This window comes from Planomicrobium sp. MB-3u-38, assembly GCF_002836425.1.
GTDB lineage: Bacteria > Bacillota > Bacilli > Bacillales_A > Planococcaceae > Planococcus > Planococcus okeanokoites.
The window spans coordinates 78,886-93,767 of record NZ_PJBO01000010.1; the positions used below are offsets into that span (position 1 = coordinate 78,886).

The 14,882-nt window shown below is 46.2% G+C and carries 14 protein-coding genes; 3 read left to right on the top strand and 11 right to left on the bottom strand.

Annotation, left to right across the window (positions count from 1 at the left end):
• Window positions 1-4: 4 nt before the first annotated feature.
• On the bottom strand, window positions 5-3,772 hold the full coding sequence (locus tag CXF70_RS05435; protein ID WP_101801823.1) for an AAA domain-containing protein: 3,768 nt from the start codon (window positions 3,770-3,772) through the stop codon (window positions 5-7).
• A gap of 247 nt (window positions 3,773-4,019) precedes the next feature.
• A complete protein-coding gene (locus CXF70_RS05440) occupies window positions 4,020-4,355 on the bottom strand; it encodes a hypothetical protein (RefSeq protein ID WP_101801824.1) in 336 nt (111 codons plus the stop codon).
• Window positions 4,356-4,549: 194 nt separating this feature from the next.
• Between CXF70_RS05440 and CXF70_RS05445 the strand changes: the two genes are divergently transcribed.
• Together CXF70_RS05445 and CXF70_RS05450 are read left to right on the top strand one after the other, a co-directional pair.
• Window positions 4,550-5,749, top strand: coding sequence for an MFS transporter (locus CXF70_RS05445; RefSeq protein ID WP_101801825.1), 1,200 nt, complete (start codon window positions 4,550-4,552; stop codon window positions 5,747-5,749).
• A gap of 125 nt (window positions 5,750-5,874) precedes the next feature.
• Complete coding sequence (locus CXF70_RS05450) at window positions 5,875-6,315, top strand: hypothetical protein (protein ID WP_101801826.1); 441 nt, start codon at window positions 5,875-5,877, stop codon at window positions 6,313-6,315.
• Window positions 6,316-6,361: 46 nt separating this feature from the next.
• On the opposite strand, the gene CXF70_RS18330 is transcribed toward CXF70_RS05450, so the two are convergent.
• The 5 genes from CXF70_RS18330 to CXF70_RS05470 all read right to left on the bottom strand — a co-directional run bounded on the left by CXF70_RS18330 (window position 6,362) and on the right by CXF70_RS05470 (window position 8,723).
• A complete protein-coding gene (locus CXF70_RS18330; protein WP_199172795.1) occupies window positions 6,362-6,535 on the bottom strand; it encodes a hypothetical protein in 174 nt (57 codons plus the stop codon).
• Between the two features lie 160 nt (window positions 6,536-6,695).
• A complete protein-coding gene (locus CXF70_RS05455; RefSeq protein WP_101801827.1) occupies window positions 6,696-7,379 on the bottom strand; it encodes a DUF6920 family protein in 684 nt (227 codons plus the stop codon).
• A 38-nt stretch (window positions 7,380-7,417) separates the two neighbouring features.
• On the bottom strand, window positions 7,418-7,825 hold the full coding sequence (locus CXF70_RS05460) for a hypothetical protein (RefSeq protein ID WP_101801828.1): 408 nt from the start codon (window positions 7,823-7,825) through the stop codon (window positions 7,418-7,420).
• Window positions 7,826-7,935: 110 nt separating this feature from the next.
• Window positions 7,936-8,118 carry a hypothetical protein gene (locus CXF70_RS05465; RefSeq protein WP_101801829.1) on the bottom strand — a complete coding sequence of 61 codons (183 nt, stop codon included), beginning with the start codon at window positions 8,116-8,118 and terminating at the stop codon, window positions 7,936-7,938.
• Between the two features lie 38 nt (window positions 8,119-8,156).
• Window positions 8,157-8,723: a hypothetical protein gene (locus CXF70_RS05470; RefSeq protein WP_101801830.1), complete on the bottom strand. Its 567-nt coding sequence runs from the start codon at window positions 8,721-8,723 to the stop codon at window positions 8,157-8,159.
• Between the two features lie 331 nt (window positions 8,724-9,054).
• Between CXF70_RS05470 and CXF70_RS05475 the strand changes: the two genes are divergently transcribed.
• Entirely contained in the window at window positions 9,055-9,882 is an 828-nt protein-coding gene (locus tag CXF70_RS05475) for an STAS domain-containing protein (protein ID WP_101801831.1), read from the top strand.
• Window positions 9,883-9,965: 83 nt separating this feature from the next.
• On the opposite strand, the gene CXF70_RS05480 is transcribed toward CXF70_RS05475, so the two are convergent.
• From CXF70_RS05480 to nhaC, 4 genes are all read right to left on the bottom strand, one after another.
• Entirely contained in the window at window positions 9,966-10,835 is an 870-nt protein-coding gene (locus tag CXF70_RS05480; protein WP_199172796.1) for a peptidylprolyl isomerase, read from the bottom strand.
• A gap of 145 nt (window positions 10,836-10,980) precedes the next feature.
• A complete protein-coding gene (locus CXF70_RS05485; RefSeq protein ID WP_101801833.1) occupies window positions 10,981-12,486 on the bottom strand; it encodes a phytoene desaturase family protein in 1,506 nt (501 codons plus the stop codon).
• Window positions 12,487-12,750: 264 nt separating this feature from the next.
• Window positions 12,751-13,071: a hypothetical protein gene (locus tag CXF70_RS05490; protein WP_101801834.1), complete on the bottom strand. Its 321-nt coding sequence runs from the start codon at window positions 13,069-13,071 to the stop codon at window positions 12,751-12,753.
• A 108-nt stretch (window positions 13,072-13,179) separates the two neighbouring features.
• Window positions 13,180-14,574 carry a Na+/H+ antiporter NhaC gene (gene nhaC / locus CXF70_RS05495; protein ID WP_101801835.1) on the bottom strand — a complete coding sequence of 465 codons (1,395 nt, stop codon included), beginning with the start codon at window positions 14,572-14,574 and terminating at the stop codon, window positions 13,180-13,182.
• Window positions 14,575-14,882 lie beyond the last annotated feature (308 nt).

Genomic DNA, 14,882 nt, shown 5'->3' on the forward strand with positions numbered 1-14,882 from the left:
CCGATCATCCCTTCTGCAAGACTTTCAAGCCGTTTTTCTTTTCAACTGTGGCAAGCACATGCTGATACATCCGTTTCGTTTCTTCTTTTTTCGCCCGCTGTGTAAACATTTCCGAGCTGCCGATCATGACGAGCAATTGCTTCGCCCGCGATAAAGCCACATTCAAACGGCGGTAATCTTTTGCAAAGCCGATGTCGCCGTGGTTGTTTTGATTGTTCCGGACCATGCTCAGTAGGATGATTTCCATTTCGCTGCCCTGGAAACGGTCGACGGTGCCTGTGCGAATCGTTAAATGCGGCAAGCGCAATTCCTGGTCGATCATACGCTGCAGCCGTTTGACTTGTTCACCGTAAAATGAAATGACACCGACTGTTTTCAGTTCATCAGCATCTATCCTGCCAGCCGTCTTCGCCTCACCGACTGCGTCATTCAACTCAACCAGCAATCGGTTGATTTCCTGCAGTTCGGAGGGGTTAAATAAACTTTTTCCACCGCTCATCCGTTCTTCGAAATACGCCGGTTCATTCGGCAAATCGATCCACATGAGGTGGTTGCCGCGTTTCACGCCCGGTGATTCCAGGAAGTGGTCGCGGTCCCGGTCGGAATCTTCCAGCCCGCATTGCAATTGGTCGTTGTCGAATTTATAGAACGGCGCAATCGTCTCCATGATGTCTTCATGCATCCGGTACTGGATCGCGAGCATTGTTTTATTGGTTTCCGGCAGATTTTTATACAAACGTTCAAACAGCGACTCTTCCAGCAGCTTCTCAAGTTCGCGTTTTTCCTCGAAGCCGCTGTTATCCTTGATCATTTCCTCGAGCGTTTCTTCGAGTGTGTCGTTGCCGAGCAGCGGCGGCAATTGGTGATGGTCGCCGACAAGGATGACTTTTTTGCCTTTCAGCATCGGCAGCAATAGTTCCGGCGGTGTGGCTTTCGACACTTCGTCGATGATGACGACATCAAATACCGGATAATTATCGATGAAATCTTTGCGCGCCGAAGCGACACAAGTCGTCCCGATGACGTTGGCGTGCTTGATATACAATTTCCGGATTTCATCCAAATCGTGGTCATTGGCGCCTTCCAGCAATTCCAGCCATTTCTTCTGGATCGTCTGCATAAGCGGCAGGTTCTTCTGCTCCTGCGTCAGCGATTCCCTGTCGAATGAAAGACTGGCTAGCTGTTTCGCCGTTTTTTCGTATTCTGTTTCAGGATCAGCGGCGATGATGCTCTCCAATTTTGCCATTTCCTTTTCCTGACTGCTTAACCGTTCTTGTACTTGCTCAAGTACCGCTTCGATTTCGCCCAGTCTTTTTTGGATACTGCTGTGTGCATCCTTTTCGGCAAGCTGTTCTTTCAGTTGCTTTTCAAGTCTTTTTCTGACTTGCTCGAATTCGGCTTTTTCTTTTTTGAGCTTTGAAAGTTCAGCTTGATGCAGTCGGATGGCTTCGTTAATATCAGCCGGAATATCGAAATCAGCCGGCAATGGTGTTGCTTGCCTTTCCAGATTTGAAAGCTCCTGCTGCATTTTTTCCAATTCGATCAGCCATTTGTCATTCAGTGCACCATAATGCTGTTGCTGTTTCACCAGCTCAGCAGTGATCGCCCGCTTCAATTCCTGGAACGCCCGCTTGGAATCTTCGATATAAACTTCAGGAGATTTCAGCTCCGCGCCTCTTCGCCACAATTCGTTTTGCCGTTTATACAACCCAGCCAACGCTTTTCCAAGAGCAGCCGGATCGATGCTTGGCGAACTCTTCATAAAGACGCGCAGCTTTTCCATGAAGTCTTCGATTTCTGCCAAACTGAACGAACCGCCCTGTGCCAATGCGGTTTCTTTTACCTTATCCAGCGCCACACCTGCGGACGCCAGCAATTTTTCCACATAGGCGATTGCCGCTGTCAGGCTGGCATTCGCTTTCTCGAGGTTTTTCCGCTCCGCCATCTTGTCGCGGATCATGTCGAGTTTGCCGGTCGAATAAGTGATTGCCGTTGTTTCTTCAATTTTCTGTTCCGCCATCAACTGCATCAGGCCATCGACTTTTTTGATGCCTTCAATTTCTTCCAGTGCATCTTTTTTCGCGTCAATCAAACCCGCCAGCTGATTTCGTTTATCTGCTATCACTGAAATTTCCTGTTGTTTGTCTGCAATCTGCTTTTCCAATTGCTTAAGCTCTAAAGCATGCTCCAATTGATTAATGTCCTTTTCAATCTTCTGCTGCTCTTCACGGAACCAGTCCAAATCCCTGCCGCTGTCGACAATAGCCTCGTCTTTGGTGATTGCCGCTTCCAACGCTTCAAGTTTTTGTTCGCTGTCACGCTGTTCCTGAAAGGATTGTCCTTTTTGCAGATTGAACGCCTCGAGCTTATGCCGTTCTTTATTCAATAAAAGCTCGATTTCTTTCTTTTGTTCCAGCGCGTCTTTTTTCGCCTCTACCGCTTTCTTCAAACTTTCGTAAACCGGCTGCAGTTCCGCATACGCTCTTTCAGTCGCCTCCAGCTCCTTGGCGAGTTCCGCCTGCCGCCTTGAACGCGTCTCGTATTGCGCTGTTATTTCTTTCAGCGTACTATCCTTCCAATATTGGCCGACGTTTTCTTCGATGAATTTTTTGCCGTCTTCTTCGATGCTTTCCGTCCGTCCAACACGCAGGATGCGGATATCTTTATTGGACAATAGACGGCCGAGTGCGTTATCAACCGCCAGATTCGACTGGGAAGCGACAAGAGTGCGCAAGCCTTTTTTCGCATTTTGCAGACAGATTTCCGAGATGACGGTGGTCTTCCCGGTTCCAGGTGGCCCTTGGATCGCGTACAAATCTTCCGCCGCCATTGCACCTGACACCGCCTGCTGCTGAAACTCGTTCAGTCGATTGTGGAAAGTCAGCTTCTCCAGTTGTTTGAGTGGTGCCACTTTCGGTTTTTCTTCGAATAAAAGACGGTCGAGCTGGGGATTCACCGCCAGCCCTTTTTCCAGATTCGTGAAGCCCTGGCGTAAACGGCGAATCTGGCTGAGCGCCGCGAAATTGCTGAACACGGCTTCTTTCTTGGTAAGGCTATGCCCTTTTTCACGCAGCTGTTTGATGATGTAGGAGTTTAATTCGACTTCAATAATCTTCTTCGAAGATTTCATCACCGTTCCGACGTCGCCGTCAATCCCGGTAAGCCGCACGCTCAAATTGCGCAAGTTCTTCCATTCTGCGTCGTTCATCCGGCAGCCAGTCAGTGTGATGCGGCTGAAATCATGGCTGAACGCGAGCGCTGTATACTCCGACTTGATATCTGGAATATCCATACCCTGTTCCTGGATTTTCAAATAGCCTTCCCAGCTGGAGATCCGTTTTTTCACATAATCGGAACGCTCTTTTGCAGGCGTCATGCGGTTGATCAGATTGATGAAGGCCACGGGCACCGGATCGCGCGAATCGATGAACGCCACCGACTCCTCGCGCTGCCAGTTGGTTCCGACAGCCTGAAACGCTTTTCGGAGCGTCACATTCGTCACCAGCAATTGATGGTTGCGGAACACGCAGTGCAGCACGATCGACCCTTCCGTCTCTTTCCCGGTCAGCCGCTCCGCTTCCTCCGGTCCGAAAAACAGCGCAACTGAAAGCGAGCCATCCGCGCCTGTCGGATAGCGTTCCATGAACAACTTGAAAGGCTTCGCTCCATTAAAAAACGAGCGCTCGCTGATGCCGAACCCTCTCATTTTTTCTGAAGCGGTTTTGGTTATTCTGATTGATGTTTTGTATGTAATTGCCTGTGCCTGAACCATTTGATCACCTGTTCTGAAATCTCAACATATCCTGTAATTATACCATCTATCAAGGTGAGCTATCACAATAAAATAAAAGTCGAAATCTTAAGTGAAGCAACTCCTGAGCCGCTATTTTATCGGCTGATTTGACGGAATCGACGATAAACGGCTGAAAATCGACGATAAACTCCAAAAAATCGACGATAAACACTCGAAAATCGACGATAAAAACAAGCGCATCCCCTTCGCGGGGAGTGCGCCTGTTTCATTTCTCTTCATCATCCAGCTTTTGTTTCATTTCTTTCTCCGACAAGCGTTCAATCGGAAAATAAGTTTCCAGCCGCTCCAATTGAACCAGTGCATCTTTATAGAAATCCATGTCCTCAAACTCATCTTCGTAGTACATCGAATTATCCGTGGTCTCCAACAAGAGACGGATTTTCTCTATGGCTTTTCCGCCGCTTGCATCTTCATCGCCAAACGTCGTCTCGTCCTGCCCCGTTTCTTTTTGCTGAAGATAGACGGTCCCTTCTAAACCTTTTCGTTTCGACTCGTCCGCAAAATCCACCACTTCCGATAAGGCTACTGCTGTACTCCGCATTGTACCCACTCCTTTTTAAACTGAATAAACCTCTGTACAGTTGTTATTGACGCCCAGGGTCCATGCTAAACATCCATCACGAGTCACCGTTCACTGTTTGGATTCTGCAGACTTGTACTCCAATGGCTCCTCCGCTATAGTTATTCCCTGAAGAAGTTCAGTAAAATATATTTTGACAGACAAGGAGACACCATGTGAATCAAACAAAACCAAAGCTCTGGACGAAGGAATTCATCCTTATATCCACAGTCAATTTTTTCTTAACGTTAGTCTTTTTCCTTTTGATCGTGACAATAGCTGTTTACGCTGTTGCAGAATATGGCGCAACCACCAGTCAAGCCGGACTTGTCACCGGCATTGCCATTATCGGCACCATGACCGGCCGGATCATCATCGGCCGGCTGATTGAAAACATTGGCCGAAAAAGAACATTAGTCATCGGACTTATTTTATTTGTATTGACCACCCTGCTTTATTTCGTGAATCTTAATCTCAGCTTTTTGCTGATGAACCGTTTCCTTCACGGCATGACGCTCGGAATGGCAAGCACGGCTGCCGGAACGATTGTGGCTCAGATCATACCCATGACACGAAAAGGTGAAGGAATCGGCTATTTCAGCATGAGCTCAACACTTGCAACAGCAATCGGACCGTTCATCGGCCTCTATATGAGCCAGCATACGAGCTTTGACATGATTTTCACCCTGTGCGTTGCATTTGGGCTTGTCAGTCTTTCTTTCGCCCTTTTTACAAAAGTGCCGCCAGTGGATTATTCCGGCAAAACCGGCCAGGCAAGAGGATTCAAACTATCTGATTTCCTGGAGCCGAAAGCTTTGCCCATCGCTCTTATCACATTGACATCTGCTCTATGCTTTTCCAGTATTCTTTCGTTCATCAATTTTTACGCGATTGAAATCGATCTTGTAGAAACGGCCAGTTTCTTTTTTGTAGTCTATGCGATTGCAGTTTTATTATCCCGGCCATTTACCGGCCGCTTAATGGATATAAGAGGCGCAAATTTCGTCATGTATCCTGCTTTTGTATTTCTTTCTGCAGGTTTATTGCTTCTAAGCACCGCCAGCAGCAGCGTTATCTTTTTGCTTTCCGCCATTTTAATCGGCTTAGGTTTCGGCAATCTGCAATCCACGACCCAGGCAATCGCGGTCAAACTGACCCCGCCTCACCGGATGGGGCTGGCGACATCGACGTTCTTTATCTTCTTGGACGCCGGACTCGGTTTCGGACCTTATATTCTCGGTTTCATCATTCCGTTGACCGGCTTCAGTTCCCTTTATGCCATACTCGGATTCACAGCGCTTGCTGCTTCCCTTCTTTATTATGTATTGCATGGACGGAAAGAACGGTCAGAGCTCGCGACTGCTCGAACTTCATGAAACAGAAAAGGCTGCCTGATAAAAGGCTGCCTTTTTTGTTTCACCTCATGGTAATACATGGAAACGGGAACAATCCCTAAAAATTTTCGTCGATAAATTATGATATATGCTTGGAGGACTGGATAATGAATTATTTCTTAAAGTTAAATGTTGTCAGCATACTGTATGCGCTAATGGCAGTCATACCGCTTGAATTGATGCTGAACGTATACAGAATTACAAGGTTGACCGGCTGGGAAATTGGCACAGTGAATATATGGACCGCCATCCTACTGTTTGCAACCCTGATTGTCGGTACCCTTTTTCTCTTCCGGCTTACTGAAATTTGGCTGGGTTTCCGAAAGCCCAATTATTTCACAGCTCTTCTATGGTTCCCTTATTTCATTCTCTTTGTATATATATTCACTGTCTCATTCCCATTCACTTATGGCGGGGATGACCCCAACCCAGTCACCGGTATCCTCATGATATTCGGCATCATGATCTATCCGTTTTATATTCTGATCCTGAATAATCTTGCGATGATGACTAATGTAAAAGGCGAAGAGAAAACTAAGGAGTTATAAGCAGGATTAATTCCATAAAAAAAGCGCTGCATAATGCAGCACCCGCTTATTTCTTCGTTTTCTCTTTTATCTTATTCGCAACGTCATCTTTCATGACCATCGCTTTATCCTTATAGATCGACGCTTTTTCTTTATAGTCGTCTTTGTTTTCTTCCCAATGCGCTTTGCCTTTTTCAATCGACTTGTCTTTTAATGCGTTCAGTTTGTCCAGAAATGCCATTTCGATCATCCTTCCGTTCTTTCCGCCACAACTGTGGCCGGCGAACTTTGTTAAGCATAACTGTATTCGATCGGATTGTCTAAAATCTCTGGCTATGTGAATTAAACCGGATATCGCTTGCCCGGAAACGGTACCAGGTAAATGGCCCTTCTTCAAGAAGTCAGCTGATATCGATTTCCACCGGAACCTTCAAACCGTCCACCACTTTATGCGCTTTGATGGTGCCGGTGCACAGCAGCGGACGCGCATCTTCTTCGCTGTCTTTATAGCGCCAGGCCTCCACTTTCACCAATTCATATTGTTCATTGAAAAAGAATACAGCGGATCCGGTCAAACCCCTGTATTCCATCGTTGCGGTTGTTGTATAGGCATCCACTTCCTTCCAATGAATATAAGAGTTGAGTGCTGCTGTCGGATACCAGCCCATTTCCATCAGAAAACGCTGCATCGAAGACTGATTGGTCTTGTCGTTTTCCAGGGTTTTCGAAACCGGCAGAAATCCGGCAAGCTTGATGCGCATGCTACCCTTGCCATCTTCAAAACTGTCTTTTCCTGTGACAAACATGCCTCTGCCCATTTTCATCTTTACTTCCCAACGAAATCCTGGAGGTTCGGTGAAACTGATTTGTTCAGATTCGGATGCCGTCCACTCTTTCTGCTCAGGCTTCAACTTCATTGTGCCTGATTGTTTTAGCGTTACATTACGGATCGGCTCTCGACCGGCCACACCAACCGACAGGAGCCAATTTTTTACGGCGGATGGCAGCGTCTCCAGCATTTCTTCAGTTACTTTTTTGGGCGTGCCGTGGCTGGAGCTTGCTTCTGGACTGTTACCAACTGACATCGCAGTCACTCCTTCTATAATGTGTTGCAAATCAATAGTCAATCTACAGGCAAGTCGGTATTCACTTTATACAATTGATCGTTTTCCCAATACCTGCCTGTAGCGCCATCACCAAAATTCAGGTCCCGGTCGCAATAACCCAATTCATACAGCACTCTGTTTTCATTTTTGAATAAGACTTTAAAATCCGGCCCAGCCCAATCCACAGTTGCCGTCGAATTAATTTCAGCGTTTTCCAGGTCGTCGACGAGCTGTTCTATAAATGCTTTGTCTGTAATAGTGTTGATATGCACATCACCATGCCAGGTGCGGATTTCAATTTCTGTCACTTCACTAACCACATTAAATGCCGTGGCTCCTACTTGCCCATCTGAAGCAGCGCTTTGGCATCCAGCCAGTAAAAATATTGAAATGAGAAGAAGGAATATCGATTCTTTACATTTCATCCTGATATCTCCCTTTCGAGTGCAATGAAATTAAGTTTGAATATTTCATTAACTAAAGTGTAACACAAAGAGAAAAAGGTTCAGCAAGGACATGCCCTGCTGAACCTTTTCTAAACAAATTCCTCAACCAATTCATCAATTTCTTCATAAATCTCTTCAAACAACGGCTCTTCCCCGATAGCCATCACAAAGTTTACGCCGTCTTCCTTATGGAAGAGCTCACGCCCTCTTTTCTCCCATGTCCCCCGTAAATACGGTTGATTTATTATATGTTGGAAAATTCTAGGGCGCAATGGTTTTTCCACAGATTTTTGTGGAATTTTTGCAATCTTTAAAGTTGCAGATTTTGACTGTTTTCAACTTGCGGATCAGCAGCATCCGCTTTGCCTTGAATCGCCGCTAAGAGTGCTCCCCCAATTCCTGCCCATATAAATCCGACTGCCATCATCAGTGAAATCAGCATCATCGTATAAAATTGTTCCTGAAATAAACCCGTTAAAAATGGTGACAGGCAAAAAAGCAGCGTCACCGCGAATAATGTACGCGACAGCCACAACAACACGCGGGGAATTTCTTTATGGAAGCTTATCCGCCTCATCAGCATAAAGGAACCAACCGCCAACAATACCGTTCCTGAAAACAAAAACAGCAAACCGAACGGTATGCCGGTGTCCGGAAAATAAATCTCAAAAAAATGGAACAACCCATTAAACACGAGTGCCGCACTCAACAGGAGGAGTGGATTCTTCAGTTTCCTGCTATATAGAACATGAAGAACATAAATGCCCCCAAGACAAAGAAGCGGAAACACAAACTTGACGTAGTCCGTCCAATCGCTGGCGAAATATCCTGTGTTGATTTGCCTGCCGATCACCACAAAATCGTATAAAGGTTTCATTCCCCAAAGGATTCCTCCAACAATACATAAACAGGCAGCCATGGTTTTCAAAGTGCCTTCTCCCTTTCAGCAATGGATTTGATAATTGTTTATTCCACATGAATCCTTAAACTCCTGCACATTAATAAGACAGCCGCTTCTAAGCGCTCCATAATTGAACTGCTGCTCATTTTTGGAGGAATTAAGGTTTCGCCAGAAAATAGCTTGGGTATAGTTAGAATTGTTCATTTTGTTAGACACAGGTTTACAATCTGAATTTCAATAATGCTATACTTAATTAAAGGTAATGGAAGTATTTATAAAAAATTACTTATCAAAGGAGAAAAAAGGAATGGCTGAGGCATTGCAAAAATCAGAAGAAATTAAGGTTTTCTTTGAAAAATACCGGGAAGCATTTGATGAAAAATTATTGGAAGAAGCCGTTAATGTAAAAGACCGGATTGATGAAATCCTGCGAATCGGCAATATCGACCTCGTTTCAAATGCCCACAAAGTTGTCGGCTATATAGTTGAAGGACAGGAAGAGGAGCTTAAATTATTCGCAAAGCAGGAAGGCATTGCCTGGGCGACTCATTCGATCGAACTTTCCTTTAAGCTGGAATGGATCCAGGCCATCCGCCGCACCCTTTGGACCTTCCTCCAGCAGTACAACGATGCTACATACAATAAATCCGGATTCGACTTCTTCTCCATGGAACAAGATGTGAATACACGCGTGGACACGTTCCTGAATCACTTTTTCATCAACTACTCCACCTATAAAGATTCATTGCTCCTGGCACATCGCCAGCTTGTGGAAAATCTGTCGGTGCCGATCATTCCGATCAATGCAGCTGTTTCAATCTTGCCGCTGATCGGTTCGGTCGATTCTTTCCGTGCAACAATTCTGGAAGAAAAAGTGCTGACCGAGGTTGGAGACAGCCATATCGAAACTTTGATCCTGGATATGTCCGGTATTGCCGACATGGAACCAGAGGTCATCCATCACCTGATGAAAATCATCGATGGCAGTGCGATGATGGGCTGCAGAACCGTCATTACAGGCTTGCGGTCAGAAGTCGTCCGGAAAATGATCAATCTTGGTTTATCATTCGATCCTAAAACCAAAACGTTGGGAACGCTGCAGAACGCCCTCAGCGAATATCTTTCAGTCGAATAAAATCGATGCACATAGAAAAACCGTGATTTGGATACTCATCCAAATCACGGTTTTCATTTTCTTCTATTCATAAGCCAAACAAATCAGCCTTGGTCTAGTTTGTTTTCAATATCATACGCCGCTTGTTTCTCGGCAATCCAAGCAGCATATTTTGCATTCAATGCTTCATCGAACAGGATCTCTTTGATCTGCTCTTTGCTGTCTTCGAGCGTTGCTTCAGAAGCTTCCGTTTTATCCGTCACTTTGATGATGTGATATCCGAAATCAGTTTGGACCGGATCGCTGACTTCACCCGGTTTCATCGCGAATGCCGCTTCTTCGAATTCAGTCGCCATTTCACCTTTTCCGAAGCTGCCAAGTTCCCCGCCGTTTTCAGCATTGGCCGTATCAACGGAATATTCAGCAGCCAGTTCTGCGAAGTCTTCCCCATCCGCCAATTTCTGCGCCACTTCTTCCGCCTGTTCTTTTGTTTCAGTCAAGATATGGCTGGCTTCCACGGTTGCGCTTTGGCCAAGAGCTTCTTTGTTCTCCTTGAAATATGTCTCGATCGCTTCATCTGTAATTTCGATTTCCGGACCGATCAATTTCTCGATTCTCAAAAAGTTCTTCATTTCCTCTTCCAGATCCTCTTTGGTTAACCCGCTTCCTTCAAGTGCAGCAGCAAGCCCTTCAGCACCGCCGTATTGCTCTTCATATTCCGCGAGTTCCGCATCCAATTCTTCCTGGGTGATTTCAATGTCCGCTTTTTCGGCTTCCTGGCGGATGATTTCATTGGAAATCATGATATCCAGCGCCTCTGCTCCACTTGTTTTCACCATTTGCTCATAAAGTGCATCCTGTTCGATTTCTGTGCCATCGACTGTCGCCACAACTTCTTCTTTATTGAATCCAACCATCAGGAAAATGGCTGAGGCAACGATAATTCCAATTGCAAAATAGATAGCCTGCTTCATCTTCATCCCTCTTTCTTTTTATCGATAACATCACTTTAGCAAGTGGATATGAACAAACTATGACCGGGACATTAATAATCGTGTAAGTTTTTGTTCAAGGCATTATAAAAAGGAGAAGCGATGAAGCTCCTCCTTAAATCTGGACTTACCGTTTTCCAGTCTGATCACGTTTCACAATTTTATCGCTCACCTGCTGGCCGCTGAGTGTCACCATCGGCATGCCGCCGCCGGGGTTGACGGTGCCGCCGACAAAGTAGAGGTTATCGTAAAGCTCACTTTGCTTCTTATGCTTGAAGCCGCCATTGCGTTTCTTGTCCGAAACGGTGCCGTATATCGCCCCACGGTCAGAACCATAGATGCGTTCAATATCATGCGGCGTCCATACATCACGCGTCACGATATTTTCCCGAAGTCCATCAAGGCCCATGCGTTCCAGCTTATCGATGACCCGGTTTTCAAAATCCAGGTACTGTTCCGACGTGAATGGCTTGTCTTGAATATAGGGGATATGCGGCAGGATCTTGATGTTTTCGTGTCCTTCCGGAGCCTGTGTGGGATCTGTCTTATTGACATTGACCAGATAAATGGTCGGATCGTCCGGCAGCTCATGTTTTTCGAACACTTTTTCCATTTGTTCTTTCAGATTTTCAGAGAAGAAGAAATTATGGTGATTCAGGAAAGGATATGTTTTCTTCACACCCAAATGCAGGACGAGCCCGGAACTTGCCGGTTCATATTTCTTCTCGAGCTTCTCGACAAACTTATCATCTGCGTCCACCATTTTCCGGTAGAAGGGGATCACTTCCATATTGGATACGTAGTAATCAGCTGTTTTGAATGAACCATCTTCGAGTTCGACACCAGCGATTTTCTTGTTGTGATCGGTGCGTGCCCGGACAACGCCCATGCCTGTTCGGATCTTCACGCCTTCTTCTTCCGCCAATTTTGTCAGGCCATCAGCAAGTTTATGCATGCCGCCCGGTACATACCAGCAGCCCTGCGCATGTTGCATATAAATCATCATATTCAGTACAGCCGGCGCGTTGTACGGGGAAGAGCCGACGTATTTGACGAAATACGACAGCATATCACGCAAATGCGGATTGCTGATGCGCTTGGAGATGCCTTCGTACATCGTAGAAGTCAAATCGAATCCTCTTAATGTCGCGATGATGCCGTTTTGAGCCACCGCTTCTTTCGGCGATTCGAAGCCTGCCGCCAAATAGCTGTGTTCCGTCGTCTTGTAGATACGCTGTGAATATTTCAGCAGTGAATAGTATTCTTTAATATCCTTTTTGGAAAGGGCAGGATTTGTCCGTTCCATTGTGTGGAGGTTGCGGTATAAGTCCAGTACGGTGCCATCGGGAAAGAACGAGCGCCATTCCCGGTTGAGCCGTTTCATCTGCACATAATCTTCCATCCGCTTGCCGCTTCCCCGGAATAATTTATCGAATATATGCGGCATCGTCAAAATCGAAGGGCCAAGATCGAAACCGAACCCATCTTGCTCCAGACGGTTCACTTTCCCGCCAATATGATCATTCTTCTCATATAAAGAGACCGCGTAACCTTTCTGAGCTAGCGAAATAGCCGCTGACAGACCGCCAAGGCCTCCCCCAATCACGATTACAGATTTTCCAGCATTATTCATATATGTACCGCCTCTCTTCCCTACCTTATTTTATTCTATCCAGCCGGCTGAAGTTTGCAGGGACATCTCAGTAAGAGAGTTTTCTTCAGAACGTGGCAATACTCCTTCTTATTCCCTCAATTTTAAACTTGGAAACTCAGTTTGTATAGTTTTTGTGTAAGCGTCATAACTATGTGCTGCCGATCTAGCAAGGTCGCTGACTGTAAATAATAAAAGCAGCAAAACGGTCAGGAATGAAGCTGACTGTTTTGCTGCTTTTATTTTCTACTGAACGTTGCGTTCTTCTTGCCTACTTGAATGTTCATAAGCGAAATAGCCGCCAAGCAATCCAAATCCTGCACCAAACGTAATGCCCGTCGACATGGCAAACGGAAAGATCAGGCTTAATACCAGTCCCAGCGCACTGCCAAAGACCATCCCGAGAGGAATCAGACTGTCCAGTAAATCCTGGGCAGCTTTTGTTTCTTTCTTGCCGAGCGTCCCCCGCTTCTGTTTGCCTTTCAATCTGAGAATGACAAAAAGCGATATCGCTCCTGCAAGCACAATCGGCCAGACGATGCTTAAAATTTCAATCGCCGATTCCATATGAAAACCCCTTTCATATTCGAATGGTGGATCCGTGCTGTTTACCTTCTGCTTTCAATGGTAAACGAACCCGAGCAAAACAGCCACCCCAAAAGGCGTCTTCATTTTTTATGCAGCCTTAAGCTTTTTATTGTACGTCAATGTCTTTCCGCTGATTCCGAATAATACCGTCAATACAGGCGACAAGAGACAGAAGAACGCAAACGGCAAATACTCGAGTGTCGGGACGCCAAGCACGGATGTGATGAAAATCCCGCAGACACTCCACGGAACAAGTGGATTTACAACTGTTCCGGCATCTTCCATGACCCGGCTCAAATTCTTGCCCGCCAGCCCCGCCTTTTCGTATGGCCCTTGAAATGCCTGTCCCGTCAGAAGGATCGACAGATATTGTTCCCCGATCAGGATGTTGATGCCGATTGCCGTCAACGCCGAGGCCGCGATAACTGAAGATACTTTCTTCAGCAGGCTTTCAATTTTCATCAGCAGACATTGAACGATTCCTAAAGTGAATAATATACCTCCCATGCTGAGTGCCAGCAGCACCAGGCCGATGGTGAAGAACATGCTTTCCATACCGCCTCTTGACAGGAGTGCGTCGATTTCTTCGATGCCGGTTGCCGAGACATAGCCGCCAAAAAGAACACCGAGCGTTTGAGGAACTGTAAGACTGATATGAAGCATCGATACGGCGATAGCGGCTATCGAGCTCGCAGCAAGTGTCATCAGCGCCGGCACTTTCATGATTGTTAAAGTGATCAGGATGAGGAGCGGAATGATTGAATACCAATGAATCAAACCTGTCTGCAGCAGGCCTTCTTTGAACACCGCAATTTCTGCTGCATTGTCGAGTGTGATGGACGGTGACATGAGCCCGAAGAATATCAATGTCAGCACGAAAGCTGGAATCGTCGTCCAGCTCATGTTCCGGATGTGTTCAAACAAATCCACACCGACAATCGACGATGCCAGATTGGTCGTATCCGACAGGGGTGACATCTTATCACCGAAAAATGCTCCGGAAACAATGGCTCCTGCTGTGACAGCAAGCGACAGATCAAGTGCGCCGGCAATTCCGATAACCGCGACTCCCACTGTGGCAACAGTCGTCAGTGAACTGCCGATGGACAAACCGATGATTGACGTGACGATAAAGACGATGGCAAAGAAAAAGAGTGGTGTAACCAGATTAAATCCGGCAAAGATCAAAGTCGGAATGGTGCCGCTCAACATCCAGCTGCTGATGAGGATGCCGATGAAGAAAAACAGGAATACCGCGCTCATCCCTGCTCCCGCCCCTTCCACTAAACCTCGTTCCAGTTCTTTGTAGGAGATCTTTTTTACCAAGCCGTAGCAGATTAACAGTAAAATCGCCAAAAGAATCGGCACATGAGGAGGCGCTTCAAAAAAGATGATGCTTGAACTGATGATAGCTGCAATGATGGCTGTGAGCGCAAGCGCTTCTGGAAAACTCGGTGATAAAACTGCTTTGATACGAAACATTGATGATTCCTCCTGGATGCTAAAAAGTATGTGAAACGAAAAAAAGAAAGCCCGCGCCCCTGACAAAGGGACGAAGACTCTCTCCGCGTTACCACCCAATTTGATATTTCCGCCTGTGCCGAAATATCCACTTCATTCATCGCCGAAATTACAGATGGTGTAATTCACCTGAATTGCTGCCTGGATTTGCACCACTCATCCAGTCTCTTCCTGCTGCCCGCAATCAGCCTACTCAATCCATCATTCAACGTTCGTATAGCCGCTTTCAATTTTCATAATCTTAGCATGTTCCACAAACATGTCAAGCG

What these genes read in the sequence shown, in the direction of transcription:
- CXF70_RS05435 (WP_101801823.1), bottom strand. Translation starts at nt 3,772, where the DNA reads ATGGTTCAGGCACAGGCAATTACATACAAAACATCAATCAGAATAACC.
- CXF70_RS05450 (WP_101801826.1), top strand. Translation starts at nt 5,875, where the DNA reads ATGAATTATTTCTTAAAGTTAAATGTTGTCAGCATACTGTATGCGCTA.
- CXF70_RS05490 (WP_101801834.1), bottom strand. Translation starts at nt 13,071, where the DNA reads ATGGAATCGGCGATTGAAATTTTAAGCATCGTCTGGCCGATTGTGCTT.
- CXF70_RS05480 (WP_199172796.1), bottom strand. Translation starts at nt 10,835, where the DNA reads ATGAAGCAGGCTATCTATTTTGCAATTGGAATTATCGTTGCCTCAGCC.
- CXF70_RS05460 (WP_101801828.1), bottom strand. Translation starts at nt 7,825, where the DNA reads ATGAAATGTAAAGAATCGATATTCCTTCTTCTCATTTCAATATTTTTA.
- CXF70_RS18330 (WP_199172795.1), bottom strand. Translation starts at nt 6,535, where the DNA reads ATGGCATTTCTGGACAAACTGAACGCATTAAAAGACAAGTCGATTGAA.
- nhaC (WP_101801835.1), bottom strand. Translation starts at nt 14,574, where the DNA reads ATGTTTCGTATCAAAGCAGTTTTATCACCGAGTTTTCCAGAAGCGCTT.
- CXF70_RS05485 (WP_101801833.1), bottom strand. Translation starts at nt 12,486, where the DNA reads ATGAATAATGCTGGAAAATCTGTAATCGTGATTGGGGGAGGCCTTGGC.
- CXF70_RS05455 (WP_101801827.1), bottom strand. Translation starts at nt 7,379, where the DNA reads ATGTCAGTTGGTAACAGTCCAGAAGCAAGCTCCAGCCACGGCACGCCC.
- CXF70_RS05470 (WP_101801830.1), bottom strand. Translation starts at nt 8,723, where the DNA reads ATGAAACCTTTATACGATTTTGTGGTGATCGGCAGGCAAATCAACACA.
- CXF70_RS05475 (WP_101801831.1), top strand. Translation starts at nt 9,055, where the DNA reads ATGGCTGAGGCATTGCAAAAATCAGAAGAAATTAAGGTTTTCTTTGAA.
- CXF70_RS05440 (WP_101801824.1), bottom strand. Translation starts at nt 4,355, where the DNA reads ATGCGGAGTACAGCAGTAGCCTTATCGGAAGTGGTGGATTTTGCGGAC.